The sequence below is a fragment of the Brevibacillus formosus genome, from assembly GCF_003013405.1.
In the GTDB taxonomy this organism is placed as follows: Bacteria; Bacillota; Bacilli; order Brevibacillales; family Brevibacillaceae; genus Brevibacillus; species Brevibacillus formosus.
In genome coordinates this window covers 98570-124957 of record NZ_PXZL01000033.1, presented here as the reverse complement: position 1 = coordinate 124957, position 26388 = coordinate 98570, and the positions used below count along the sequence as shown (strand labels likewise).

The window sequence follows — 26388 nt, the reverse complement described above, 5'->3', positions numbered from 1 at the left end:
TCTTTAAGCTTTGGTTTAAGGCCGGAAGTTTGTCGTGCGAATCACATAGTTGCCGATCGCCTTTTGGTTCAGGGTATAACCGATGCCCGGGCTATCTGGAACTGCCAATTGACCGGGGGCCATCAGCTCTACACCATTCTCCACGATGTCTTCCTCCCAGTAACGGCTGGAGGCGGCTGTATCACCTGGGATCGTAAAATTCGGCAAAGAAGTAATCGCAATGTTGTGTGCGCGGCCAACACCCGACTCAATCATGCCTCCGCACCAAACCGGAATGTCGTGTGCCTGACACAGGTCGTGAATGCGCTTGGACTCTGTTAGTCCACCAACCCTCCCCACCTTGATATTAATAATGCCGCAGCTGCCTAGCTCTATCGCTTTTCTGGCATCATCCACATTGTGAATACTTTCATCGAGGCAGATTGGTGTGGACAGCTCCCTTTGCAGCTTGGCATGATCAATAATGTCGTCATGGGCGAGTGGCTGTTCGATCATCATCAGCCCATATTGATCCAGCTCCTTCATCACATCCAAATGCTCCATTGTGTAAGCGGAATTCGCATCTGCCATCAACGGGACACCCTCGCCAAAGCGTTCGCGGATCGCTCGAATCACTTCTACGTCAAAGCCCGGCTTGATCTTTACCTTGATCTTCTTGTAGCCCTCACCGAGGTGGCGCTCTACTTTTGCCAAAACTTGATCGACAGTCGGTTCGATACCGATGCTGATCCCAACGTCGATGACAGATTTCTCGCCTCCTAATGCTTTGGCGAGAGAGATTCCTTTTTGCTTACTGTAGAGATCCCAGATTGCGCCTTCTAACGCGGCCTTCGCCATGTTATTGCGGCGAATCGGGGCAAACAGCCGATCCACATCCTCCGGAGTCTCGATCTCATTCGTGAACAGCTTCGGTATCATAAACTTTTCCATCATGTGCCACACTGTCTCTGTCGTTTCTTCACTATAATAAGGGGCCGACATCGCCACACTTTCCGCGTGTCCTACCTCTCCTTCTCCATAAACACTGACCAAAATGAGCTCCTTGATGGTCGTATATCCAAAGCTCGTTTCAAAACGGAAACGAAGTGGCATGTGTAGTTGCTGCAATTCAATTCGTTCGATTTTCAATGTACTTCATCCCTTCTGTTCCATATAAATGACAAGTGACATAATGTTGCGGCGAAGCTAATGTAGCGACAGGACGCACTGTGCGGCAAATTTCCGTAGCATATGAGCATCTGGTATGAAATGCACACCCAACGGGAACATTCGCCGGAGAGGGAACATCCCCGGAAAGAACGATTCGCTCCTTCTTCCGAAACGGATTGGCTTTGGGAACCGCTGACATGAGCGCTTCTGTGTACGGATGTAACGGGCGCGTAAACAAATCCTTTTTACTGGCGATTTCGACGATTCGTCCGAGATACATCACAGCAATTCTGTCACTGATGTGGCGGACGACACCTAGATCGTGTGAAATAAACAAATAGCTCAAGCCTAAACGTTGCTGCAAATCCTGCAAAAGATTGACGATCTGCGCCTGAATGGACACGTCAAGTGCTGAAACCGGCTCATCTGCCACGATCAATGAAGGTTCTACCGCCAGTGCGCGAGCGATACCGATCCGCTGCCGCTGCCCTCCGCTAAACTCATGGGGAAAGCGTGTAGCGTATTGAGCATTCAGTCCGACCATCTGAAGCAGTTCTTTTACTTGATCGCGCCTTTCTTTCGCCGACATCTGCGGATCTTTGACGCCTAACGCTTCCTCCAAAGCCCCTTGCACGGTCATCCGTGGATTTAACGACGCATACGGGTCCTGAAACACGATTTGCATTCGTTTGCGGAGTGGACGAAAACGTGCAGCCGACATCTCTGAAATGTTTTGCCCTTCAAATTCAATCGTTCCACCCGTCGGCTCAATGAGTCGCATGATGCTGCGACCCGTCGTTGACTTGCCACAACCGCTCTCTCCTACCAACCCAAGCGTTTCGCCTTTTCGCAACTGGAAAGAAACCCCATCGACTGCCTTAATCATTTCGTCGCTATTGCGAAACAGTCCTTTGCTAATGGGAAAATACGTCTTCAAATCATTTACCGATAACAAGATATCACTCATACCGCCATCTCCTTGTTCTCGTACAGCCAGCATCGAACGGCCTGCGTGCCTGTGCCCGTTGCCATCAGCGGCGGTTTTTCTTGGTAACATCGTTCCTCGGCCTGCGAGCAGCGGAAGCGGAATGCACACCCTTGTGTCACTTCACCCAGTAGCGGAACACTGCCTTCAATCGGATCGAGACGAAGCTTCTCCTCCTCATCCAGATCGGGGATGCAGCGTAAAAGTCCAATCGTATACGGATGCTTGGGATGCGAAAACAGACTGACAACGTCAGCTTCCTCTACGATCTCCCCGTAGTACATCACAAGTACACGATCAGCCATTTCAGCCACGACACCCAAGTCATGCGTAATGAGCAGCAGAGAGGTATGATCGTTCTCCTTCAGATCGTTCATCAGTTCCAAAATTTGCGCTTGAATGGTCACATCCAGTGCAGTCGTCGGCTCGTCCGCGATCAATAAATCCGGGTTGCAAGCCATCGCCATCGCAATCATGACCCGCTGCTTCATCCCCCCTGAGAGCTGATGGGGATATTCCCGCATGATATCTTCTGCCCTCGGCACGCCCACTTTTTTGAGCATCTCAATTGCTTTTGCTTGGCGTTCCTTTTTCGATAAATCGGTATGCAGCTGATACACTTCCTCTAGCTGTCGGCCAATCGTATGGACCGGATTGAGGGACGTCATTGGCTCCTGAAAAATCATCGCGATATCTTTGCCGCGAATGTTGCGAAGTTCACCCGTACTCAACTGGTTCAATAAGATATCACGAAATCGAATGCTTCCCTCCATCTGTGCATTCGCCCGGGACAAGAGTCCCATTATCGCCAGGGACGTCACACTTTTTCCACAGCCAGATTCGCCTACTAGCGCTACCGTCTCACCTTTTTTCAGTTGAAATGAAATGCCTTGCAGCGCTGGCAGCTCGCCTTTATCCGTCTTAAACTGCAAGCGTAAATCCTTTACTTCCAAAAGTACCTCTTTCATCAGTTTGTGCCCCCCTTCATCCATTACCTCGTTTTCGGGTCAAATGCATCCCGTAATCCGTCACCTAACAGATTGAAGCCAAGGACAACCAGCATGATGGCCAATCCAGGAAAAATGGACATCCACCAGGCCTGACTCAAGAATGCCTTGCCGACAAAAACCATGGCTCCCCACTCAGGCATCGGTGGTTGCGCGCCCAGTCCGAGAAAGCTCAAGGCCGCTGCCGCCAAAATACTCACACCGAATTGAATGGTGGAAAGCACGATGATTGGGGAGAGAATATTGGGTAAAACATGTTTCAGCAAAATCTGCCAGTCCCTGATCCCCAGAGCGCGAACAGCCTCAATGTACTCTTTCTCCCTTATAGATAAGACCGCAGAGCGAACGACCCGCACATAGGACGGAATAACGGCAATCACTACTGCGATCATGGCATTCGTTAACCCAGGACCCAAGACCGCAATGACAGCGATCGCCAGAAGCAGTGCAGGAAGTGACATGAGAATATCCATCCCCTGCATGATAAACAGATCCGCACGACGATAATAGCCAGCGATAATACCGAGCGTTACACCTACCAAGGTAGAAAGCACAACCGTTATCAAACCCATCAGCAAGGAAATTCGCCCCCCGTGCAACAAACGGGAAAAAATATCCCTGCCGAAATCATCCGTTCCGAGAAGATGAGTCAGACTCGGAGCGCTTAATCGGCTGTTAAAGTTCATTTGTTCGACAGGATGAGGGGCAATGACTGGAGCAAGAAGCGATCCCAGTGTAAAGACGATCAGAATGACCACACCCGCCATTGCTGTCTTATTGCGTCTCAGCCGTTTGCCCATCCCTCCCCAATACGACTCCGGACGATTACTGTTCAACATCCATCCGCTCCTTCCTTAGTCGAAATGGATTCGCGGATCAATCCGGCTGTAAATGAGATCCACGATCAAATTGGTTAAGGCAAAAATCAACGCCATGAAAAACACCATGCCCTGTATGGTCGGCATATCCCGTTTACTGATCGCCTCAATCGCCAGGCTGCCGATCCCTTGCAGAGAAAACACGGTTTCCACCACCACAGCTCCAGCCATGAGCGAACCGAACTGCAAGCCTAGCATCGTAACAACAGGAATAATGGCGTTCGGCAGACCGTGACTCAAAATAATTCGGAAAAGCGCCGCCCCCTTCGCCTCGGCAGTCCGCATGTAATCCTGCTTGATGACTTCCAGCATACTGGAGCGGGTCATTCGCGCGATCATCCCTGCTTCCGCCATACCCAAGGTAATCGCTGGCAGCAACAGGGAGTGAATCCCCTCATAACCGGAAATCGGAAACAAAGCCAGCTTGTAAGCAAAAATCCAGATGAGAAACAAGGCAATCCAGAAGCCGGGTGCCGAAATGCCGAGTAACGAGGTAAGCACCACAAGCCGATCGACGATAGTGTTTTGCTTGACGGCAGCAATCGTGCCCAACAAAATGCCGAATATTGCGGCAATAATTACGCTAAGGATGGCAAGCTGCATGGTGATCGGAAAACGGTTGATAATCTGATCCCATACCTTTTCACCAGTGAATAACGATGTTCCCAAATCGCCCGCAAACAGGTTTCCGACAAACCGCAAGTATTGCTGCCACAGTGGTTGATCAAGACCGAGCGTCGCTCTCATTTGACTGATGGCCTCTGGTGTCGCAAACTGTCCGAGTATTTGTGTTGCGGGATCGCCCGGAATGAGGTGGACCATCAAGAAGATCAGGACGGATACGCCAAGCAGTGTACCCACCAGAGAAAGTAATCTTTTTATTACATATCGGCGCATGCCTTCACCTCCGTTGTCTATTTTTCGAGCGTGACATCATGCAAGGTAATGCCTTGCGTGTACGGATTGACCGTAAAGCCTTTGACGCCGCGTGTGGCGATTACCGTCTCGCTTACCCACAAAGGGACCCACGGCAAATCATTTAGCAATATCTCCTGTGCGTCTTCGTAAACCTTCAGACGCGCCTGCTCATTCATTTCCAAACGTCCTTTGTTCAGTAAAACATCCAACTCAGGGCTGTTGTATTGAGTACGACTTGTTGAATTGCTCTTTTCAAAGATGAGGTACAAGATATCAGCATCAAACCAGCCGTAGTACATCAAAGCCATGTCATACGACTTTTTCGAAATGCGGTCTTTGATCGTCATCATTTCTTGCACGCTGATTTTCATATCAATACCTGCTTCTTTTAGCTGGCTCTGCAAAATCTGCACCGCACGCTGAAACGCTGGCTCTTGAGAGACAAGCATTTCTACAGACAACGGCTTTCCATCCTTATCTACGATTCCATCCCCATTACTGTCCGTCCAGCCCGCTTCCGCCAGCAACTGCTTGGCTTTGCCTAAATCTCTCGAATACAACTGCTTCGCCTTGCTTTCAATCGCTTCACTGTAGCCATATATCGTAGGTGCCAATGGACCATAGACCGGCTTGCCGAAGCCGTTCAACGCTACCTGAACTACTGGATCTCGATCTACGGAGAGGGCTACTGCTTTGCGCAGACGAACATCTGAAAACAACGGGTGCTTATTGTTAAAAGCGATGTACTTGTTTCCAATGTCCATCACTTTCTCAATCTTGACTCCGGGCAGTGTCTCAAGCTCAGCAACCGAGTTCGGCGGCGCATCATACAACACATGGACCGTACCCTTTTTGAATTCCATCAGTCGCGTATCGTCGTCTTTCATAAGCCGGAACATAATGCTGTCCATCTGCAGAGGACCTTTGTTGGCAGCATACTCCGGTCCCCAGTTATAATCAGGATTTTTCTTGTAGGTGAGCGAAGCACCCCGCTCGCGTTTGTCAAAGATGATCGGCCCCGTTGCAGACGGGTTATCTGAGAAGCCATCCCCTAATTCTTTTGCCTTTTTGGCGTCAAGAGGCGAGACTAACCCACCGACAATGACGTTCACAAAAGGGGCAAATGGTTGGCTAAAATGCACCTTGAGCGTGTGCTCGTCTGTCGCTTCCACTTTTTCAATCGGACCTGTAAGCCCCTTCACAGGCGAAATGGCAAGCAAACGTTCAAAGGAATCTTTTACGGACGCTGCCGTCATTGGATCGCCAGAGTGATAGCGGACATCTTTTCGAAGGGTAAATGTCCAAACCTTGCCGTCCGGCGAGATTTCGTACTTTTCTGCCAAACGCGGATGGAGTTTGCCTGTTGCATCGCGGGTCAATAGAGGCTCGTATATTAAGCTGTTTTCCATACTCAGCCAGCTCGTTTTGTGCATATCTAGCGAGTCTGGGTCTGTCAAGGAAGCGATGACTAATGTGTTACCTTTGGCCGACGTGTCATTCCCCGCTTGATTGGTCGGCTGTGAGGAGCAGCCTGCAATCAACGCCGTTGCCACTAATACACTTATGGCCCCTTGCTTCCACCTGTGAATCTTCATGTCCATCCCCCTTATCAATTGCCGTTACACTTCTGTCCCTTCCGCAAACGGGTATATTTGTCGACTTGTCTCTTCGTATTCTTTCAGTCTTTGCTGTACCTGTTCTCCATCAGCCTGAACCACACCACTGATCAAAATATTCAGCATGGAAAAGATCGCCGTCATTCCTTTTAAGGCAGTAGGAGCAGGTGCGCTGACTTTCAAAATCTGATCGGCTACCGGCCCAATCGGAGATAGCTCATCGTCTGTAATCCCGATGATTTTGGCGCCTCTCTCTTTGGCTGCTTTTGCAAACAGGATCGTTTCACTCGTATAGCGGGGGAAGGAGAGTGCGATCACGAGCCACTCCTGATTGATCTGAGTCAACAGATAGTTGACGTCATCAACTGGCCCATTGTACAGATGCGCGTTTCCTCTGACGACATTCAGTGTAAAGGCGAGCCAATGGGCTGGAGCATAGGAGCTGCGAAACCCTACAACGAGAATGTTTTTGGCTGCCATAATACTTGAAACCGCTTGCAAAAGATGGTTCTTTTGCAGCTCCCCTAACGTTTGCCGAATATACGCAACATCCTGCTCCATGTTATAAGAAATCAGGTCTTGTTTTCCCTTCATCTCCACAGCCGCTGTTCGAAAACTGTGGATGGCATCAGCTTTTGGGACTTTTTCCAATAAGGAGCTGCGAATCTCATTTTGCAATTCGCTGTACCCGGAGTAGGCGAGAGCATAGGATAGTCGGATGATTGTCGTTTCGCTTGTGCCGCTCAATGCTCCGACAACTTTGGCAGGTTGCAGTGCAACGGTCTTCGGCTCGGCGAGAATGTATTTGGCTGCGAGTTTTTGTTGGTTGGTCAATTCCGGATAATGCTTGCGGATGCGCTCCTGTACGGATTCCATGATCATCTACTTCCTTGTCAATTGATGTAGGTTCCACTCTGTGGCTGGGTCTAACGGATAAATCGGACGAATAGCGCGCTCGTATTTGAAGAAGCGGAAGTTGAGCGTCGTCAATCCCGGCGAATCGACGGTAATGACGCGTGCGCTGATCGGTTCAAAGGATGCCCGGAAATGTGTGCTTGATTTCAAGGCCACGATCTTGTATTTGGTCACGTCAATTCCGTGCAACAGAAAAATTTGCTCATCCAGTACTTGCGATTTCACGGAGCAAACCAGTACATCAACCCCGTCAATTTGCAAGCGAACGGACTTGCCAAAATTCTCATGGCCCCCTTGCCCCATCGGCGTCGTCGCAATGAATTTTCCATCTGTCAAAGCTTTGACGTAGGCTGTTACTTCAAGTGGTTCTCCATGCAAGTAGTCTGTCTTTCCACCCAGTGATAATTGTATGGTAGCACCTACTCCAGCCTGATGGGCAATCTGGACCACTTCGGGATCGTAAATAAAACCAAAGCATGCATTTGTCAGCTTGGCTTCCAGCATCGCCCGCAGCAAATGCGTTCCGTCTCCGGGTGTGCCTCCGCCTGGATTATCTGAGGTCTCATTGATTACGATGGGCATGCCTTCCGTTTCGAGTGCCATCGCAATTCCCTCAGCAGGAGTGGGCATGTTCAGCTCGAATTCATCCCGCTTTTCCCAAATCAGACTGGCGACATCCTCGCTCACTTTTTTGGCGAGCTCCGGATCGTTATTCGTAACGCTCAAAACAGAGACGCCCAGCTCAGGAATGTCCGTGTACGGAAAACCGTGGAAAAATGCACAGTCGATGACACCTTCTTCCTTTTCCCACGCCCAGCAGGCTTCGTTTATTTCGCGTGCCGGGGAATGATGAGTAGCGGATGTCGGAATCAATAGTGGCAGTCGGGTCAAATGCATGGTCGGCTTGATACCTTCCGTAACCATCTTATGCGCCAGGTCGATGGCTTCAATCCCGCGTTCATAGCAATCCACATGCGGGTAGAGATGAACACCCAGGAGCGCATCGGCCTCATCCACCATTTTTTGTGTCATGTTTGCATGGAGGTCGAGCGTAACAATTAAGGGAATGTCATAACCGACCAGCTGACGCACTGATGCCAGAATGTCTCCCTCCAAGTCATCTATTCCTTCTACAACCCCCGCTCCATGAAGCCCCAGACAAATGGCATCTGCGCCTTCTGTCGCAGCAATCGTGTCAAGAAGCTCCTTTTTTATCCGGTCATACGCTTCTCGCAAAATCGTCCCCGCTGGATACGTAAAGGTGAGAAAGGTCGGCAGAAGCTCAATGCCCAGCTCTTCGGCGCGATCCACCATCCCTCCTGGAAAGTTGCGAACACCCCGATTGCGATTCACAATTGTATCATGATAATCCCACTCATAGCTTTGAAACATCTCAAGCGTCGTGGGCACATTGGAAAACGTGTTCGTTTCATGCGCAATCCCACCAATAATCACCTTCATTCTTTGACCCTCCATTCGCTTTTGAAGTATGAACTTTAATTTTTGAATTTTTTGAAGTTTAAACCTTTGTGGACATTATAAAGGGAAGAAAATCATTTATTCAATCGCTAAATCATGAACGTTTTATCGATTCTGCTATACTTGTTGATTCATAAACAAAAGCCCTCCCAGTACAGGGAGAGCTTCCGTATAGCTCGTGCCGTTTATGAGGTTTTCCATTTCGCCAATTCAGATGGGAATTTATCATTCAGCACTTTGATATATGTACCCTTCATCCCTAACGAACGGGATTCCAGCACACCCGCGCTTGCTAGCTTGCGAAGAGCGTTCACAATGACGGAACGGGTCAGACCTGCTTGATCTGCCAGCTGACTAGCTACCAGCAAACCTTCGCGTGCATCCAATTGCTCCATAATTTTTTCAATCGCGATCTGTTCACTGTACGACAACGAAGAGAGTGCGATTTTGGCAAATGTTTTGTCGCGCACTTCATTTTCAATCTGTTCTGTGCGCTGACGAACGATTTTCATACCGATCACGGTAGCACCGATCTCACCCAAAATCAGATCCTCTGTTTCAAACTGACCGTAAGCACGCAGCAGGACGAGTGTGCCAAGACGGCTTCCCCCTGCATTGATAGGAACAATCGTCGTCATCATTTGCGGGAAGATCGAATTCAACTCTTTTGGAACCAGGCTGTACGGACTGGTAATCGGCTCATTCGCCAAGGTTTGTGAAACTTCCAGCAGCTTCTGATGTACACCTTCCTGCAGTTGTGTGGATGAACGCCCTTCTTCTTGAAGGGTAATCTCTTGATTCATTCCACTTCCTAGGATCGAGCCATCTGCGGTAATGATGTAAACATTTGCAGAAATCACTTCGGATAAAAGTCTTGCGAGATCTTGGAAGCCTACTCCGCTGCCACCCATTGTTTTTTGAAGCATCACATTAATTTTTCTCGTTTTTTCTAACAAATTCATAATAATATCCTCCTCTGGATTCTTCATGCTCACAGTATTGTCAGAAAAATCCAGCCCTATACATGCAAATCGAAAAATTAGAAAGAGAGTTGTGCACAGGAATTAGGTAGACGCCTCGACACCGATTCATAGATCAGCGACTATCCTATAGGGAATTAACTACTTCTTGCGGGTGGGAGGAAAATCGATGAGCTTTTTTAACGGCGGCTTTAATGGGATTGCGCTGGTTCTCGTCTTGTTCGTTCTGTTGACTATCGTAGGCGTTGGCGATGATTAAGACCTCCATAAAGAAAAAAGGCTGACAGAGTGGTCATTTTCACTCCGTCAGGCCTTTTTTGTATCATTCTCTAGCGAAGCTGCTGCTTAATGAGCGCTTCAATCGCTTCTGCAATGACATGCGTATGTTTGTTCAAGTCTGCATTCGTTAAGCGGAAACGGATATAGCGTTCATCAAGATTAAATGCTTCTTCAAATGCTCCCATAAAACCTCGCGCACGTTTATCCAGTTCCAATAAAACTTCCAATTCGCCATCGCGCAGGTAGAAGACTACTTCGAGCTCCTCCAATTGGCTGCGGTATGACCCTGTCGGACGGAATTCAAATTCCTGTACAAACGGATGATTGCGACCAAGGTGGCGATTGTATTCGCAGTCTACCTTATACAGCTGGAATCCGATCTGTTGAACAGCATCCAACACTTTGGACATTAACGGATGTGGGCGAACCTCGATGAAATCGGAATCACCCGGGTCAATCGCATTTTTAATATCGAGACCTGTCCGTAGGTAAACGGGTTGACGCCCCATCGTCAATGGCGTCTCATACGGCAATTGAAAAGCGAATGGCAGCACGGCTTCCTCTTTCGGTTTCAATTGTACCCGCTCTGACAGACGATATTTGACAAGTGTGCATTCTTCCTTCGTCTTAGAGTCGTTGATTTCTCTTTCATAGTGTGTGACGACATACATGTAAATTTCGTCGATTTCCTGGGCGACATCTCCTCCCTTGATATGGACCTCACCTCTGACCATATCTCCGGGAATGAGTGAATCCTGCTCAAGACGTGCATCTACTTGCGCAGAGCCAATACCTACACTAGCCAATAATTTTTTGAACATGGACATGTGTTCGCCTCTCCTTTATACCGACCCAGACCTACATCTGGCTATCAGATATTCTATAATGAAATATACGGCGGAAGAAATAGAAAGTTTCGCGCAATCTTTTGCCAAACATCATCGGGTATAACGTCGGCTGTCACAAACACATGCAGCGTTCTACTGATCACAACCGTTTTGATTCTCACCTCCACGGTCGTTCGATCAGATAAAATATATTCGCGGCGTCGCAGCATTTCATGCAAGACCTGATGGACCTCCGCAACCTGCTCAACCTTCTTCCCTTTCAATGAAGCAAGATCCTTTTCCACCCGATCGACTACTTGTACCATGATAGTGGCATGAAGCGGCTGCTTCTGATCCGCAGTGAGTACAGAGGCGCGTACGTCTTCGATGACGGTCTCTTGCTTTTTGCGATAGACCCGCTGATTTTGCTTCAGCTCCAGATTCTCCTCGTACAGTTTTTTGTTTTGCAGCTCCAAGCTCTTTTTGATGAGCATCATCTGCTCCATTTCGCGTCCGTATGTAAATAAAATCACGGTTCCGCCCAACATGCACCCCATGAGCAAAAGAGCGAGGTAACGTTTCCAAAGAATCACCTTCATGAGCGCACCTGTACCAGCCAATGCACACAAATCGTTCCGATATGGGCACCCAAGAATGCGACAACGATCATGACGAGCTGTTTAAAGACAGGTGTCAAATTTCCCATCAATATTTTTTCGATCTGCAAAAACGAATCAAAAGTTCCACCCAATGCCCCAACCAATCCCCATATTTTGAGCTGGTCAGCCAATTGGGCCATAGATAACAGCGGGGGCTTTTCTGTGAGAAACGCGCCCACTCCACCTGAAAGAGAACCGCCGACCACAATGCCATAAGCCACGAAAAACGTCAAAATGACTTGTGCCATGCTGTGCTTCATCCTTTCTTCGAACAAGCAGCATATGCTTATCCCTACGCTCGTCATCCCGGTTTTATAACAGAACTCGTCAGCGTTCCAAATAAAAAGCGGCATGCTCTATTTGGCAGCATGCCGGATCGATCAGCGTTGGTTCCTTCTCCATTTCTTCAGTTTCTTTTCAATGCGCGGCGAGTTCATGATCATGAGATCCGTAAACAAGTTAACCATTTTCGGATTGCGCAGCATCTGGTTAAACACCTCTGGATTTTGCTTGAACCATTGCTCATTGGCACGAATCCATTTCTTGAAAGCCTCGTTTGTTTTGTAATAGTGATTCAATTGCCGAACCGGTCGATATCCACTCATCTTAATCTATCCCTTCGTCAAAAAATATAACGAGGAGAAAAACGATCACGATGATCCAGATGATCACTTCGAAACCTTCCTCGTTGAAGAATCCAAATCCTCTCACGTCAGATCCCCCCTTCATTTTGTCGCACTCCTCGCACCATTCCATACCGCCCATGGTACCTTTCCCTATAGGTATATGTGGTTCCACGCTTGTTGGATTGGACGCTTGCCTGCCTTCATATCGATTTTGTGTGCTGGCCTACTTTTTGTTTGTGAAAACCACGCATAGGGACAATCCTTTTCCACTCATACTAGAGAGGAATGAATCAAAGAGGAGACGAACATGACAGCCTCTACTGGATCACTGTTACGCAACAAGCCTTACTTGCTGTTACTGATAGTCGTCTTTTTCATGCACATGGCCTCTTATCTGGTCATTCCCGTCTTCCCAGTCTTTTTGCAAAAGGTACGGGTTCTTTCTCTTTCCCAAGTCGGCATCATTTTGGCAGCGGGAAGCATCACATACCAAATCGGAAGCTTGGCAGGCGGCTTGATGTCAGATCGCTGGGGCAAACGCACCATCCTAGCCTTGGGTGCACTCCTTCAAGGATGTGCCATGGCAGGCTATCACTTCAGCCATTCCTATGGTTTCTTCTTGTTATTCTCCTCTGTCAACGGCTTGGGTCTTGGCCTGCTCGCTCCTACTATTAAAGCCATGATTGCGGATGAAGTGGATGAGAGCCAAAGAACTGCTGCCTTCTCGTGGAGAGGGATACTCGCTCATAGCGGGATTATTGTCGCAGGCTTGGTCATTACATGGATGACTGCGGGTGGGAAACAGCCGTTTCTCGTAGCTGCCTTTGTGTACGGGGCACTTGCTGTCTTTTCTCGCTTCATCCTTCCCGATGATCGCTGTGTGGGAACAGATTGCAAGCAAACGCCGATCAAGGAGTATCGTCACATCTTGACCCATCGCAGCTTTCTGCTTTTTTCCGTGATCTCGCTTTTAATCTGGTCGCTTTACGCTCAATTCGCCATGATCCTGCCGCTGCGGGGTGAGCATGTCCTGCATTCCGCTACGATGATTGGCCTCATTTGGACGATCAACTCGCTCAGTGTTGTCGTCCTGCAAGGGTTGATCTCACGCTTTGTTCTACAGCGCATCAATCCATACTTGTCTGTCACATTGGGGACGATCTTGTTAGGTGCAGGGCTAACGCTCATGGGATGGGCAAATCACTTCCTCACACTGAGTGGGGCTGCGATTCTTTTCATTTTGGGTGAGATGCTGTTTATGCCGATGCTGGACAGTCTCGTCACTCATTTCGCAAAGGAAGAATGGCTAGGGGCGTACTTTGGCTTTTCCAATTTCGTATCTGGTCTTGGAACGGCTCTTGGGACGGGATTGGGTGGGGCGATGGTCGAAAAACTAGGAGGAGTCGGCAGCCATTATCCGTGGATCGGCTATGGAGTGATTACGCTGTTTTTGGCGGCCATTCTGGGTCTGTTTGCCCTATATGCCATTCCTCGCTACAAAAACGCTGTACTTGACTCTCCCTTAAAAAACCGCCGAAAGGAAGGGGCCACATGAACGTAGAGGAACACGCACAACACCAACCCGAAAAGCAAATGGAAGTGCTTAGGCGAGTGCCGCTTACCTCCCTATTCATCCAACTGGAGGATAATGCATCCTCCCACATTCGCCAAAAAACAAATTCGACTAGGCAGCCTTGGCTGTAATCAGAAAGGGGTAGTTCCATGACAAAGCAAAGCAAGGATTCCTCTGCTCAGCAAAATCAACCAGACGAGCGCAATCGCCAACCCAAAAACGTTCAAAACGATGCACCGGGCTATGGGGACAAAAAACTGGAGGGACCAAATCGTCCGTCCACCTAATGCTTAGGCATTCAATAAAAAAAGTCATTTTGCGCCTTCATGCAAGGGCAAAATGACTTTTTTTGTTTCCGTTACGCAATCGGTACGAGCTTGTACGGCAAAGAAAATGCTTCCAAGCTCTCCAAAAATGCTTCGCGAGACTTTTCATCAGGCGCAATGAGTTGGAGATAGCGTGTGAAATAAAACACGATGCGATCTTCATTTCCCTCTTTTAAGCGATAATGTGACAGCTGTGCGATGTCTGTCAAGTTGTAGAAGTATTCATAGTGCTCCTGTGTAAATGGAGCATGAAAGATCCGGCTGACGACTACACCATTGCTCAGATTTTCCCGCATGTTCTCTTTGGTTGCCCCGAGAAAACGAAGCAGTTCACCGGCACGCTTCGCCCCGACCTTTTCCACCAGTATGCTGTCGTTGTACTCCACTTCCAGATCGGTCAATGTGTTGGAAACGGCTGAAAGCATGGCCATCAACACCTTGCGCACTGCCAGATTCTCCGTAGCGAATTGATTGTCAAACACATTAAATTCAAAGGACGTAGCTTGGCCCTGACGACGTGTATACAATATGATCGCGTTCAAAAGCATTCCTCCGCTTTCTACTCACTCAACGATATTCTCCCTGCCATTTATCTAGGCAAAATAGATTCCCACGTCGCACGATCCAGCTTGCGAATGACACTGAACAAGAGACGCTTGGCTGCCTCGTAATCCTCGCGATCAATGATCGAAGCATGGCTGTGAATGTAGCGGGAAGGAATTCCAATAACGGCAGACGGCACTCCCTTGCCATGGTACTGAACGACACCTGCATCCGTCCCGCCTTTTGCCACATAAATCTGGTACGGAATGTTCTCTTCTTCGCACGTGGAGATAAGAAGATCACGCAATCCTACCGGCATGACGTACAACGGATCGTAGATGCGCATCAAAAGTCCACCGCCGAGCTTGCCGCCATCATCTTTTACCCCCGGTATGTCTGTGGCCGGACTCGCATCCAATGCCAGGAACAAATCCGGATCAATGGAAGCAGCGGCAGTTCTCGCGCCGCGCTGCCCGGACAATTCTTCCTGTACAGTAGCCCCGACGTAGACGACATTCGGATGATCAGGCTTTTCGTGCAGCTCTTTTGCGAGCTCCACTGCCAAACTGCAACCATAGCGATTATCCCATGCTTTAGCCATGATGCGGCGCGGATTGGCCATGACCTGCAATGGGCAAACCGGTACGATTTGCTGGCCAGCCCGTATTCCTACCTGCTCTGCTTCCTCACGTGAATCCACGCCGATATCAATGAACATATTACGTACATCCATCGGGCGATTGCGCTGATCGTCGCTCAAGACATGCGGCGGGATCGAGCTGATTACACCTTCAACTGGTCCATTGTCCGTAATAATTTGTACACGCTGCGCGAGCAGGACCTGCCCCCACCAGCCTCCCAACGTCTGAAAGGAAATAAATCCTTTATCCGAAATTCGGGTGACCATGAAGCCCACTTCGTCCATGTGACCCGCTACCATAATTTTGGGACCGTTCTCGTCACCACGCATTACGCCAAAAATACTGCCCAAATTGTCGTACATGAGTTCACTCGTATAGCTGCTTATGTATTCCCGCATAATCTCGCGGACCGGACCTTCGAAGCCAGGCGCTCCTGGTGCCTGCGTCAAACGGTTCCACAGTTCAACTTGAAATTTATTTTCCATCGCCAAAAATCCTCCTCGACCCTAGTTTCATGCATGTTGTCCTTCTCTATTATCAGCGAGAGAGAATTATGACGCAACTACTCCCAAGCAGGAATGCAGGAGCTTGTCCCGAATGAAGAAAAAAACACGAATGGTTTGAGGAGGAAAAAGCAGATGGCAATCACATTACGAAAGTTGGCCGAATTCAGTGAGATTGAGCAATTAGAAGAAATGGAGGGGAAAATATGGGACCCTTCTAGTGCTATTCCCCACCATATGACACTCACCATGCAAAAGTTTGGCGGCCTGTTTTTAGGAGCATTCGACGATGAGAAAATGATCGGCTTTTTGTACAGCTTCCCGGGCTTCACCAACGGGGAACCCCATCTTTGTTCGCACATGCTCGGCTTTTTGCCAGAGTATCGCAAGCAAGGGTTAGGTGTGCAAATGAAATGGCTGCAAAAAGAAGAAGCTGCTGCTGCTGGCTACTCCAAAATTACATGGACATACGATCCGCTTGAGACAGTAAACGGTGTTCTGAACATCGCCAAGCTCGGCGGAATCGTTCGAACCTATTTGCCAAACTGCTACGGACAGCTCGATGACGACTTCAATCGAGGACTGCCGACAGACCGTTTCCTCGTGGAATGGTTGATCAGAAGCAATCGTGTAGAGTTGCGGCAGTCTGGGAAAAGCTCTGCTCCGTCTTTTGAACAGGCACCAGACCTGTTGCGTCTAGAAATCAAGGATGGTATTCCTCATCCTATCGAAATCGATTTGTCACGCGAAGAGCCTGTGGTGCTACTGCCTGTCCCTGCCTTCTTCCAGGATGTAAAACGAGCAGATATGACTATCGCTTCCTTGTGGCGAGAGATGACGCGCGAATTGTTTACGGCGTATTTTGCCAAAGGATATGTCGTTACGAATATTCTCCGTGGTCAATCCACCGTTCGTTACGTCTTGGAAAAACAGCCGTTGACTGATATTTTAGATGCCTCGTCCTCTCTATCCTAGCTAGAATTGCGCGCCGGGTGGGCAGGTTGTGGTAAAATGGTGGTTGCCCAACCCTATACAACAAAGGACGAGAATGAAATGAATCGATCACAATACAAGTATGACGTTATCATCATAGGCGGCGGCCCCTCTGGGTTGATGTCTGCTATTGCTGCTTCTGGCCAAGGAGCAAGAGTTTGTCTCGTGGAAAAAGGATCGAAGCTCGGACGAAAGCTCATCATATCTGGCGGCGGTCGCTGCAATGTAACCAATGCCAAGGAACAAGATGAATTAATCAAACAAATGCCGGGAAATGGCCGCTTCATGTACAGTGCTCTCACCCAATTCGGCAACCGAGAGATTATCCAGTTTTTTGAGGAATTGGGTGTCGCGCTAAAAGAAGAGGATCGAGGCCGTATGTTTCCGGTCACGGATAAAGCAGTGACAGTCGCCCAAGCGTTGATTGATTTGTTGAAGCAAAGAGGTGCCAGCATTCATTTAAATGCCGCTGTAAAAGAAGTTCTCTATTCGGAAGGCAGAGTCGGTGGCATCCTGCTCCAGTCCGGTGAGAAAATTACCGCGCCTTGTGTGATTATTGCCGTTGGGGGTTGTTCTGTGCCACAGACAGGATCTACAGGCGATGGCTATGCATGGGCGAAAGCAGCCGGGCATACGATCACAGAGCTGTATCCTACTGAAGTACCGCTTACAGCCAATGACTCTTTTATTCGCGATAAATCGATCCAAGGTCTGTCGCTGCGTGACATCACGATGACGTTGTATGGGCCCAATGGGAAAAAGATCAATACACAGGAAGGCGATATGATCTTCACTCATTTCGGAATCTCAGGCCCCGCCTCCCTGCGCATGGGACATTATGTCTCTGTGTCGCAACGAAAATACGGAGCGGTTCCTCTATCTCTTACAATCGATCTCATGCCTGACAAAACGGCCGAGGAAATCATGGCGGAAAGCTGGCAGCTGATCGAGGAGCAGCCAAAAAAGGCAGTAAAAAATGCAATCAAAGGCTTCCTCCCCGAACGGATTATCCCACTCTTGCTTGCGATGGCAGGAATTTCGGAAGAAACGACCTACAGCCATATGAAGAAACAAGAGTGGAGCAAGTTCACGGGCTTGATCAAAGCTTTTCCACTCACCATTACGGGGACGCTCTCTCTTGAGGAAGCGTTCATTACAGGTGGCGGTGTGAGTGTAAAAGAGATCGATCCACGCACGATGAGATCCAAGCTCATGGATGGGTTGTATTTCGCTGGAGAGGTCATGGACGTCCACGCCCATACCGGTGGCTACAACATCACCATCGCCTTTTCGTCTGGCTATTCCGCGGGTACGCATAGTGCGCAGGAAGCATTTGAATTTTTTTCCGAGAATGACGTTTAGATTATAAAGGAATGGGGAAACTATGAATCAGGTTCTCTTTTCATGAAAAGAGAAATCAGCACATTACTCCCCCCTAGTTGTAATGTGCTGGTTTAACAGACCTTACTCCCTTTATCTTCCTAGATGGGGCATCGCCTGCGTGAGCGATGCTTCTTTTTTTTTGCCCACAAAAAAGCACCTGTTACAAAAGACGGCAAGTCCATCTTTTCATAGCAGGTGCTTTATCATTGATTATCGGTTTATCCGACAAGGCGGAACAAATACGCAAAGCCAGCGAGCAAAAAGGCTAGGCCCAACAGAAAAAACGTATTGGCACGCTGCTTGACGCGCCTTTCGTCTCCCTGAAAATAAGCGTTCATCCGCGATTGCCAACGTTTTGTCCGTGGCTGTACCATGACGAGAATACCAACTGCCAGTAAGAAGAGAGGAAAGACCATCATCTGGCTCATCCCTTTTTCTTACGACGGAGAAGCCAACCGTTGTCATCTTCGGCTGGAGCGCCCTCGATTACCAGACGGGCCTCCTCGGCAAGCTGAAAAGCTTCTGCAAAAGCCAGCTGTCGAAATGATATCTCTGCCTTCGTCAACAAATCATTGACCTGGCGATTTTGGCGGCGATAACGGTTTGTATACTGAATGGCGCCCTCTGCCATCTGACAAGTTGAGATAATGCGTTCTGCCATCCGCTCTGTTTCGTCGACCAAATCACTCGCGTCCTGGACCAGCATGGCCACCTCTTCCAGATCATAGCGGTACTGTTCCATGATCGTTTGCACGCGGCCCAACGTTTGCACGACTTCTTCAAACATGTATTTCAATTGATCCGGAATGCCCGGCAAGTAGCTGCGCTTGATTTGCTGACGGACGCGGACTAATGTGTTAGAGATTCGCTCCAGTTCATCCAGCGCATCATCTTCCGTTTCGATGACCAAATACGTTTGCTCTTCTTCTTCCGGAATTATTTCTTCCTGTTCAGGCTGACTCTTCGGCATAACCAGTTCATACTCTTCTTCTTCTTCGTACGCAGGCTCCTCAGCTTTGACTGCTGGAGCAGGCTTTTGTGCTTTTTTATTAAAAAGCTGAGGAATTGCTTGCAACAACACGGAGCGTTCAGCTTCACTCAGCTCTGAGGATTTTCCTCGATCCGCCCGCTCTTCTTCGCTGGTAGAATGCTCGGTCTCACTAGCAAGAGTTGGCTCAGGTGTACGAATCTCCAGCTCCACAGGCGCGGATGTTGCAGCTTCTTGCTGTAGAGAATTGTCCTGTTCCACCTCTCCTACTTCTGTTCGCTTTTCTTGCTGCACAAATTCTGTTTCATCTTTGCCTTGATTCACTTCTGCTTGCAGTTCTGGTTCAACTTCTGCATACACTGTCGCTGCGGCTTCATCGCGGGCAAGAACGCCATCTTCTATCGCTTGATACGTCGCATCAATGAGCACTTCGAACGCTTTGACATGGGTCAACACCATTTCCAGGCTGCCCTCTTCCAAAGCGCTCTTCGCAGACATGACCAATTGCTTTGCCTGCAAAAGAGCATTGTCAAAGGAATCCTGCTTTAAATGAAAGCCGTCACGAACGGCCTGCTCAATTCCTTCCTCCAGATGCTTGAATTCTTCCGGCATTTCCTTTTTCACGCGTTGCACAAGCTTTGGAATGAGCTCCATCGCTTGTCCTACCTGCTCCAATACTTGCTGAGCTTTTTGTGTGGTTTCGTAGGCAGCAATGTCGTCTCCTGCTGCCCGCGCAGTTTTCACGAGTTTTCGCATCGTGTCTACCTCATCCAGCGATGCTTTCAATTCATGGAAAGACAATCCGTACTCCAAACGTAAATCGGACAAGCGTCGTTCCATCTGCTCCACTTGCTTTCCGATCTCGGGAACAACAACTTTATTTTCTTGCTTGGTAACGGCCACTTTGGATGTGTCTGTTTTTAGCTCATCCAGTTCTTCCTCAATTTTTGAAATGGCCTCCCTCGCCTCATTCAACATGCCAAGTGCCAAAGTAAAACGGAAACGATCACAAGCCTCTTCCGCATCGAGAATCATCATTTCCACATCAGGGATGCGAATGCGCAACAGATTTTCTTTTTTGTCTGCCAAGTGGTGGTAACGCACTTCTGTCATGCCGCTGGAACGGCGAAGCGGTTTTTCCACCTCGATAACATTGATCTTCTCAACAAGCTCTTCCTTCCAATCCTCTACATCGTCTACTTGGGCAAAAATAGCACGACGTCTGATCATCGCGTAAATCAAGCCGATCGACAGCCCAGCAAATACCGCACCAACCAGATAAATCCACCACGGAATACCTCCGAGTGCGCTACTGCTTTCGCTCTCTTCTGCTTTGCTAGCATCAGCTGTGCCCGGATTTGCTGTTGCTTGTTTGCTTTCAATGCGGCTTAGCTCCCTGTTTACTTCCGCGATTACAGTTTGGATACCGGTCAAATACTGCTTTTGTGTGCGGAATGCTTCATAAAAAGACGCGATCTTGTCATGCAGCAATGTCATCGTGGCACCTTTTGCCTGCAAAGAAGGACCGGCATAAATCCCCAGCTGTTCGGTGTTTATGTCAAGTACGATCATCAGTGCATCGTCGGCCAAATTGTAATTGTCAAACAGCTTTTGCGCATACATATCTGGCGTTTCAGCTTCCGGTGCAGTGCTTTCCACGACCACGACTTTGTAGCTGCCTGGTATGCCGTTCAATGAATTTGCAAAGGCGGTTCTGTCTTCTTTTTTCAAATAGTTGTCAGCGTCCTGAACAACTTCGTCTTTTTTATCTGGAAACGGCGTTGCATAAGCCGGATTCGTATATAACAACATGCCTGCCAAACAGAGCATGAATAGTTTTCGTTTCACTTGTCATACATCCCCTTACTAGAATCATTCATTGGGAGAGGCCACGCCTAAGCAGGCAGCAAAGAACCTCGCAGATAACACATAATCGAGGTTTGCAGCCATTGGACGAACTCCTCGGAAGACGGCTCCAGATCATAGACCTGGCGAACCATTTGTGGTTGCAAAAATGGATATATCATCTGGCTCGTCATAGCCAGTACTGTACGATCAACAGAAACGGGCAAAAACTCACCCGAGACGACACCGCCCTCGATCACACGCGAAAGCCCATGCTTCCATCGGCTCATATATAGTGTCATCACTTCGCGAGCAAGCATGGATTCTACGCTCAGCTCACGGTGAATCAAACGTGTAATAGGCGCATGCTCACATTGAAATTGCAAATACAGCTGCACAACTTGTTCCAACCGTTGATAGGCAGGGATGTTTTCCTGCTCGTTTTCCAGTTCTTCCAAAAAGCGAAACAACGTCTCAAAGTAAGAAGCAATCAGCGTCTCCAGGACTCCTTGCTTCCCTTCAAAGTGATAGGAAATCAGCGCGGAATTTACTTGAGCAACAGAGGCAATTTGTCTTACGGAGGTTCCTTTGTAGCCATGAACATCAAAAAGCTTCGCTGCTGCGGATAAAATACGCATTTTCGTCTGATCCATCAGGCATCTTTCCCATTGTACAGATTATTCGACGAAAAAAGATAGTCTTGTTGTATGTTCGACAATGTTTTCCATGATTCCTTCCCATCATGCTGATTCCATCGAAAAAAACCGCTACCGCACATGATTTTCTTCCACATAAGAAGTACGTAAAAAGTATCGAGCACGTTACTTTTCTTTTCAATTTTCCCTGACAGAAAAAAGACGCTCCTGTCTGTTTTGCAAGAGGAACGTCTCACTTGATTACTCTTACTCCTTATTTGCTATTTTCCGTTGGAGCTATGATGGGGGCTACTGTCCCATATTGCTGCAAATACGTTTCTACTTGGGTATGCTCTTTTACACGCTGATCGTTCAAATCGTACGAAGATCGAATAGACATCGTCATGTTTGTGGGGAGCATCGTTTTTTTGTTGTAGTGAATCGTGTACTCTGCCTCCACTTCCATCTGGTTCACGAGCTCGTTTACGTCCACCTTTTTCCTAGACTGAATCGTGGGTCCAGAATGCTGTGCAGGCGTCCCTCTCCAATTGCCTTCCGAGAGTGCCATCGCTAGCTTTAGCTTCGGTATGTAGGGTTTCTCTCGCCCTGCTATCGATTGGACTTTTGCTCCCGGCTTTGTTTGTTCTTGCATTTGGGCAACAAGCCAGCTCTTTAGTTTGGCAGAATCCAATACGACTCCGAGCGCTTCAAAATCATCTTTTGGATTGTCATCAGGGAGCATCCGGACGTTTCGTTTCATATCGTCGATTTGCTGAAACGAAGCGATAGGGTTCCAGTTGTTCATTTCTTGATGAAGGGCCGGACTATCTCCTGCAACATGGCTCCAGCCTTCGTTTTGTCCATGCTTGGTGTACAGCTTGTCCCCATGGCTGAGCAAGGATAAGTTGTCCACCCTGTTTTCCTCTGGGACAGAGAGCTTCACGTTCAAGTAAACAGCCTCTCCGTCTTTTCTGCCCGAAAAGTTAACCATGTTCGCATTGGCACTGTTCGCCGTCAACAGCTTGGTTTGTCCGTAGAACGCATACGATTTCTGCGCATCGAACTTGTCACGCACCTGCTCAAACGTTGTATTCGCATCCTGCTTCACATTCATTTGATTACAGCCACCTGCAACAACTGTACACACTAGAGCCATCACGCAAATGGACCAATACTTCTGCATAGATGCTACCCTCCCTCGGTTACCTTGGGTCAGCCTCATGTGGGGTCCCAAGGTAATAGTCCCTTTTAGCGTTTCCGGGGAGGAATAGGCTTATTCTACTTGCAAACCTCTCTTGCACAATCAGGTTTTACAGGTGGTAATACAAGACTCGATCCTGCTCTCTCACTTCAATCTGATGGAGAATCATCAACAAATCGATGTGCCCCAAAGTCTCGGATAGTGTCAATGGCAATTCTTTTTGGTACAAGCCTGGAAATAAGAGAGCATTCAGTTCAAAAGCTGTTTTTTCACCATCTGCAAGAAGCCTGCGGAGCATGTCTGTTCTCTCCCAGTTCTTTTGCAGTCGAGTGAGTATGAGCTCTCGATGATTGTAAACTGGTTCACCGTGTCCACTCAGGACTTGTTCGATCTCCATGTCCGCACACATTTGCAACGCTGTGCGGTATTGGATCAAAGTCAGTGGTCTTGTACTCGTGCGATTCCGGGGTGGTTCAATGAATGCATTGGATGAGATTCGCTTGATGATATGGTCTCCACCAATCATGACTCGATCCTTTGCCCGATACAACGACAAATGGCTTTGGCTATGTCCCGGTGTATACAGTACCTCCCAGTCCTCCAAGTACGGCACCTTTTGCTCATGCTTCAGATGAAAGTCAATCTGGCTTGGCGCAGAAAACGTCTTCATCAGCTTGTGAAATTTCGAGATAATGACCATCATTTTTTCTGGTACACCACTTTGGATGTACAGCTCTTCGAAAAACTGATCATGAAATGTCATAAACTGCTCATCCTGTTGTACATAAGGCGTTGCCTGTGGATGGGCAAATGTCTTTGCTCCCGATCGTTCCCGTACTTTTTCTAACTGCCCGCAATGATCCACATGATGATGCGTCAGAATGACTTGCTCGATATCTTGCACGCTTACCCCAATCGATTCTAAGCCTTCTGTTAAAGCCACCCACGCATCGTCGGTCAACGGCCCCACATCAACTAAGGTCAAGCGCTCCCCTTTTAGCAAGTAGACGTTTACTGCGCCCACATCAAAAGGCGTAGGTATTTCGAGACAATAAATATCAGGTGCTACTTGCGTCGCGATCCTTTGCTTGCCATCGTTCGTTGTCATTTTTTATCTACCTCTCAAGTTTTTTGCCTTTTTTTCCGAAAAAGAGAAAAGAGCCATTGTTTTGGCTCTAGGCGAGAACAACTTGATTTCTACCTGAATTTTTGGCTTCATACAGAGCAATATCTGCTTGATGGAACAGCGCTTCCACACTCAGGTTTACATCCATCTCCCTGCTCCATTTCGCTAGTCCGCACGAGATCGTGACCTGTGGAGACGTCTCCTGCTCGACGCATTCGCGTATGCGCTCTGCCACGGAATGCGCGGTGTTTTTGTCCACGCGCGGCAAATAAACAGCGAGTTCCTCTCCACCCCATCTTGCCGCGATATCACTGTCTCGAATGCTATGTCGAATCAGATTGGAGACCTGAATCAGTACCTCGTCCCCTACCTGATGGCCAAATGTATCATTCACATTCTTAAAATAATCAATATCAATCAAGATCAACGAGCCATAGTTGTCTTTTTGTAATGATCCTCTTACTCGTTCATTCAAATGTCTTCTCGTGTACAGACCTGTCAAATTATCCGTAATGACCATTCGTTCCATTTCATTGTGCAGGACGGCGTTGGTCATTGCCAAGCTCGCGTGCTGGCCAAATATTTCGAGGAGTTTGTAGTCGTCAAAACTAAAAAAATGATAACGGGAATCTGCGACTAAAAGGACTCCACTAATCTCACCCTCGACAACGAGCGGAACCCCCATGAAGGAACAGCACGAAAAGAGCGAAAAAGGAAGCGGTCCTGCCCCTGGCTGAGCTAGCAACAATGCCTGCTTGTTTTGCAAGATTTGCTGAAATGGCTTTTCTGTAGAATCGATAGTCCTGCCATTGAATGCTGGTATGGAGGAAGAGAGCACATCGAAGCAATCCTCTCCCGGCGTTTTTCGCAAAATGGCACAAAACTCCGCATCAAAGGTAGCCCGCATCATCGTCGTAACAAAATCGAGAATTTCCTTTAAATCAAGACTTCTGTTCAATTGGCGTGCCATTTCATTAATCAAGCGCAATTCGCGAATGAGATTGCGCGATTGCTGATAGAGCTGTGCGTTTTCAAACGCAGTGCCAGCCGTATCCGCCAAGATAGAGATATAGTCCTTTTCATGCTGACTCAAGGTAATTCGTTGATCGGATGTCACTTGCAAAACTCCGTAGATGCCTTGCTTGCCCAAAAGTGGAGCTGCGATCACCGTCACCTGTTGCTCCCCTTCTCCCACTTCCTCGGCAATGAGACGTCCTTCCAAATAGGCCTTGGTACTGGTAGACGGCTCTACTTCTTGAAAAGAAAGCTGTTTGACCGGGGTGGTTGCATTGGGTTCAACCGTCAGGAAAAGCTCTGCCGACAAGTACGGATAAAGGCTGGGAATGCTCGTCACGATTTCATGCAAAACATCATTCACATCAATCGATGCCTGAATCTTTGACATCAACTGATACAACAAGTCTTTTTTGCTCGCTTCACGACGCAGGTCGTCCGACATGATCGAACGCCAAAGCGCACAGCTTGCCTTCGCGCCTACTTCCTGCAAAAAAGCCACATCCCGTTCATCGTACACGTAATCTGTCTCTTCGGGTGGCAGATGCAAAAACAGCGCGTAGAGCGGCGTTTGGTTCAAGGAGACAGGAACGACGACAAGCCTGTGGTCATCCAAAATGGAAGGCATGATTTGCGTTGTACCGAATCTCGAAACCAGTTGGGCAATGTGGGTTTGTCCACCTTCGGCCTCCTGCGTTGTTACGCTCTCCTGCGGAATCAACGTGGCGTTGTCCGCGAGCTTAACGGCCGAACAATAGCCTTTCTGGATGATGTCACTGATTTGACCCGTCAAGCTTTGCAGCAGCTCTTTGGTCGTATCATGCAGCGTCAAATCCATGACAATCTGGCTTGTTACGTGTTGAATATAAGCATCATATCCCATGCGAATCAATGGCTCTAACCCGCGCATATAGGATGACAAATCGAAATGGATTTGGTCTTGGGGCGCTATCATGCCAATGACAGCTCGAACCCTACCATCTTCTTCACACAAAGGAAAGGCTCCACACACGTTGTTCGTTTCACTTCTCGTTTTGACTACGATCTCTTTGGAAGAAAGTGCCTCTACAATAAAATCAAAGACTTTGCCAATCGATACATCGTGTTGCAGGGTAAGCCCTTGAGAATTCCGAGATGGACCAACCTGCATTTCCATGAAGTTGATTACGCGACCCCCGGAATCTGTCAAGAAAAGGATGCCTGGGCGCTTTTCCGGCCAAGATTGTAAGATAAAATGGGCCGTGTAGGAAAAGACCGTCTCTAACTTCCCCAACATTTTACTTGACACGAGAAACTCCC

27 protein-coding genes are annotated in these 26388 nt (G+C 48.3%); 6 read left to right on the top strand and 21 right to left on the bottom strand.

What is annotated here, in order from left to right; genetic code table 11:
- Window positions 1-15 precede the first annotated feature (15 nt).
- From menC to codY, 9 genes are all read right to left on the bottom strand, one after another.
- Window positions 16-1128, bottom strand: coding sequence for an o-succinylbenzoate synthase (gene menC / locus C7R91_RS25300; protein WP_047071986.1), 1113 nt, complete (start codon window positions 1126-1128; stop codon window positions 16-18).
- Entirely contained in the window at window positions 1109-2116 is a 1008-nt protein-coding gene (locus C7R91_RS25295; protein ID WP_047071984.1) for an ABC transporter ATP-binding protein, read from the bottom strand. The genes menC and C7R91_RS25295 overlap by 20 nt, the downstream gene beginning before the upstream one ends.
- Window positions 2113-3102: an ABC transporter ATP-binding protein gene (locus tag C7R91_RS25290; protein WP_047071982.1), complete on the bottom strand. Its 990-nt coding sequence runs from the start codon at window positions 3100-3102 to the stop codon at window positions 2113-2115. The genes C7R91_RS25295 and C7R91_RS25290 overlap by 4 nt, the downstream gene beginning before the upstream one ends.
- 23 nt (window positions 3103-3125) lie before the next feature.
- On the bottom strand, window positions 3126-3980 hold the full coding sequence (locus C7R91_RS25285; protein ID WP_047071980.1) for an ABC transporter permease: 855 nt from the start codon (window positions 3978-3980) through the stop codon (window positions 3126-3128).
- A gap of 15 nt (window positions 3981-3995) precedes the next feature.
- Window positions 3996-4916 carry an ABC transporter permease gene (locus C7R91_RS25280; protein ID WP_047071978.1) on the bottom strand — a complete coding sequence of 307 codons (921 nt, stop codon included), beginning with the start codon at window positions 4914-4916 and terminating at the stop codon, window positions 3996-3998.
- A gap of 17 nt (window positions 4917-4933) precedes the next feature.
- The gene (locus C7R91_RS25275; RefSeq protein ID WP_047071976.1) at window positions 4934-6532 is read right to left on the bottom strand and encodes an ABC transporter substrate-binding protein; all 1599 of its coding nucleotides are present in this window, start codon (window positions 6530-6532) and stop codon (window positions 4934-4936) included.
- A 24-nt stretch (window positions 6533-6556) separates the two neighbouring features.
- Window positions 6557-7435, bottom strand: a complete 879-nt coding sequence (locus C7R91_RS25270) for a MurR/RpiR family transcriptional regulator (protein ID WP_052773424.1) — start codon at window positions 7433-7435, stop codon at window positions 6557-6559.
- Window positions 7436-8929 carry a M81 family metallopeptidase gene (locus C7R91_RS25265; protein ID WP_047071974.1) on the bottom strand — a complete coding sequence of 498 codons (1494 nt, stop codon included), beginning with the start codon at window positions 8927-8929 and terminating at the stop codon, window positions 7436-7438.
- Window positions 8930-9132: 203 nt separating this feature from the next.
- The gene (codY, locus tag C7R91_RS25260; protein ID WP_047071971.1) at window positions 9133-9909 is read right to left on the bottom strand and encodes a GTP-sensing pleiotropic transcriptional regulator CodY; all 777 of its coding nucleotides are present in this window, start codon (window positions 9907-9909) and stop codon (window positions 9133-9135) included.
- A 187-nt stretch (window positions 9910-10096) separates the two neighbouring features.
- On the opposite strand from codY, the gene C7R91_RS25255 reads away from it, so the two are divergent.
- On the top strand, window positions 10097-10186 hold the full coding sequence (locus C7R91_RS25255; RefSeq protein ID WP_047071969.1) for a sporulation protein YjcZ: 90 nt from the start codon (window positions 10097-10099) through the stop codon (window positions 10184-10186).
- A 70-nt stretch (window positions 10187-10256) separates the two neighbouring features.
- On the opposite strand, the gene C7R91_RS25250 is transcribed toward C7R91_RS25255, so the two are convergent.
- From C7R91_RS25250 to C7R91_RS25235, 4 genes are all read right to left on the bottom strand, one after another.
- Window positions 10257-11033 carry a sporulation protein gene (locus C7R91_RS25250; RefSeq protein WP_047071966.1) on the bottom strand — a complete coding sequence of 259 codons (777 nt, stop codon included), beginning with the start codon at window positions 11031-11033 and terminating at the stop codon, window positions 10257-10259.
- 53 nt (window positions 11034-11086) lie between these two features.
- Complete coding sequence (locus C7R91_RS25245) at window positions 11087-11632, bottom strand: sporulation membrane protein YtrI (protein ID WP_047071964.1); 546 nt, start codon at window positions 11630-11632, stop codon at window positions 11087-11089.
- On the bottom strand, window positions 11629-11940 hold the full coding sequence (locus C7R91_RS25240) for a YtrH family sporulation protein (RefSeq protein WP_047071963.1): 312 nt from the start codon (window positions 11938-11940) through the stop codon (window positions 11629-11631). Before C7R91_RS25240 ends, C7R91_RS25245 begins: the two co-directional genes overlap by 4 nt.
- A 132-nt stretch (window positions 11941-12072) precedes the next feature.
- Complete coding sequence (locus C7R91_RS25235) at window positions 12073-12297, bottom strand: hypothetical protein (protein WP_047071961.1); 225 nt, start codon at window positions 12295-12297, stop codon at window positions 12073-12075.
- A 328-nt stretch (window positions 12298-12625) separates the two neighbouring features.
- Here C7R91_RS25235 and C7R91_RS25230 point away from each other — a divergent pair, with 328 nt between their 5' ends.
- Genes C7R91_RS25230 through C7R91_RS29500 form a run of 3 tightly spaced genes read left to right on the top strand, consistent with a single transcriptional unit; the run spans window position 12626 to window position 14178 of the window.
- The gene (locus C7R91_RS25230) at window positions 12626-13873 is read left to right on the top strand and encodes an MFS transporter (RefSeq protein ID WP_047071960.1); all 1248 of its coding nucleotides are present in this window, start codon (window positions 12626-12628) and stop codon (window positions 13871-13873) included.
- The gene (locus C7R91_RS29505; protein ID WP_162837760.1) at window positions 13870-14022 is read left to right on the top strand and encodes a hypothetical protein; all 153 of its coding nucleotides are present in this window, start codon (window positions 13870-13872) and stop codon (window positions 14020-14022) included. Before C7R91_RS25230 ends, C7R91_RS29505 begins: the two co-directional genes overlap by 4 nt.
- An 18-nt stretch (window positions 14023-14040) precedes the next feature.
- Window positions 14041-14178: a hypothetical protein gene (locus C7R91_RS29500; RefSeq protein WP_162837759.1), complete on the top strand. Its 138-nt coding sequence runs from the start codon at window positions 14041-14043 to the stop codon at window positions 14176-14178.
- Between the two features lie 71 nt (window positions 14179-14249).
- Here C7R91_RS29500 and C7R91_RS25225 read toward each other — a convergent pair whose 3' ends face one another.
- Together C7R91_RS25225 and C7R91_RS25220 are read right to left on the bottom strand one after the other, a co-directional pair.
- A complete protein-coding gene (locus tag C7R91_RS25225) occupies window positions 14250-14765 on the bottom strand; it encodes a hypothetical protein (protein WP_047071958.1) in 516 nt (171 codons plus the stop codon).
- Between the two features lie 41 nt (window positions 14766-14806).
- Window positions 14807-15886, bottom strand: coding sequence for a M42 family metallopeptidase (locus tag C7R91_RS25220; protein WP_047071956.1), 1080 nt, complete (start codon window positions 15884-15886; stop codon window positions 14807-14809).
- Window positions 15887-16039: 153 nt separating this feature from the next.
- Here C7R91_RS25220 and C7R91_RS25215 point away from each other — a divergent pair, with 153 nt between their 5' ends.
- Both C7R91_RS25215 and C7R91_RS25210 read left to right on the top strand, forming a co-directional pair.
- Window positions 16040-16879, top strand: coding sequence for a GNAT family N-acetyltransferase (locus C7R91_RS25215; protein ID WP_047071955.1), 840 nt, complete (start codon window positions 16040-16042; stop codon window positions 16877-16879).
- A 78-nt stretch (window positions 16880-16957) separates the two neighbouring features.
- Window positions 16958-18259, top strand: a complete 1302-nt coding sequence (locus C7R91_RS25210) for a BaiN/RdsA family NAD(P)/FAD-dependent oxidoreductase (protein ID WP_047072052.1) — start codon at window positions 16958-16960, stop codon at window positions 18257-18259.
- A 239-nt stretch (window positions 18260-18498) separates the two neighbouring features.
- Here the strand turns inward: C7R91_RS25210 and C7R91_RS25205 are convergent, their stop codons facing one another.
- The 6 genes from C7R91_RS25205 to C7R91_RS25180 form a co-directional block, all read right to left on the bottom strand.
- Window positions 18499-18708 carry a hypothetical protein gene (locus C7R91_RS25205; protein WP_047071953.1) on the bottom strand — a complete coding sequence of 70 codons (210 nt, stop codon included), beginning with the start codon at window positions 18706-18708 and terminating at the stop codon, window positions 18499-18501.
- Window positions 18705-21116: a septation ring formation regulator EzrA gene (locus C7R91_RS25200; protein ID WP_047071951.1), complete on the bottom strand. Its 2412-nt coding sequence runs from the start codon at window positions 21114-21116 to the stop codon at window positions 18705-18707. Before C7R91_RS25200 ends, C7R91_RS25205 begins: the two co-directional genes overlap by 4 nt.
- A 47-nt stretch (window positions 21117-21163) precedes the next feature.
- Window positions 21164-21766, bottom strand: coding sequence for a forespore capture DNA-binding protein RefZ (gene refZ / locus C7R91_RS25195; RefSeq protein ID WP_047071949.1), 603 nt, complete (start codon window positions 21764-21766; stop codon window positions 21164-21166).
- Between the two features lie 256 nt (window positions 21767-22022).
- Window positions 22023-22931, bottom strand: coding sequence for a hypothetical protein (locus tag C7R91_RS25190; RefSeq protein ID WP_047071945.1), 909 nt, complete (start codon window positions 22929-22931; stop codon window positions 22023-22025).
- Window positions 22932-23058: 127 nt separating this feature from the next.
- Window positions 23059-24057, bottom strand: coding sequence for an MBL fold metallo-hydrolase (locus tag C7R91_RS25185; protein ID WP_047071943.1), 999 nt, complete (start codon window positions 24055-24057; stop codon window positions 23059-23061).
- A 67-nt stretch (window positions 24058-24124) separates the two neighbouring features.
- Window positions 24125-26365 (bottom strand): sensor domain-containing diguanylate cyclase, encoded by a 2241-nt coding sequence (locus C7R91_RS25180; RefSeq protein ID WP_047071941.1) that lies wholly within the window; start codon window positions 26363-26365, stop codon window positions 24125-24127.
- Window positions 26366-26388 lie beyond the last annotated feature (23 nt).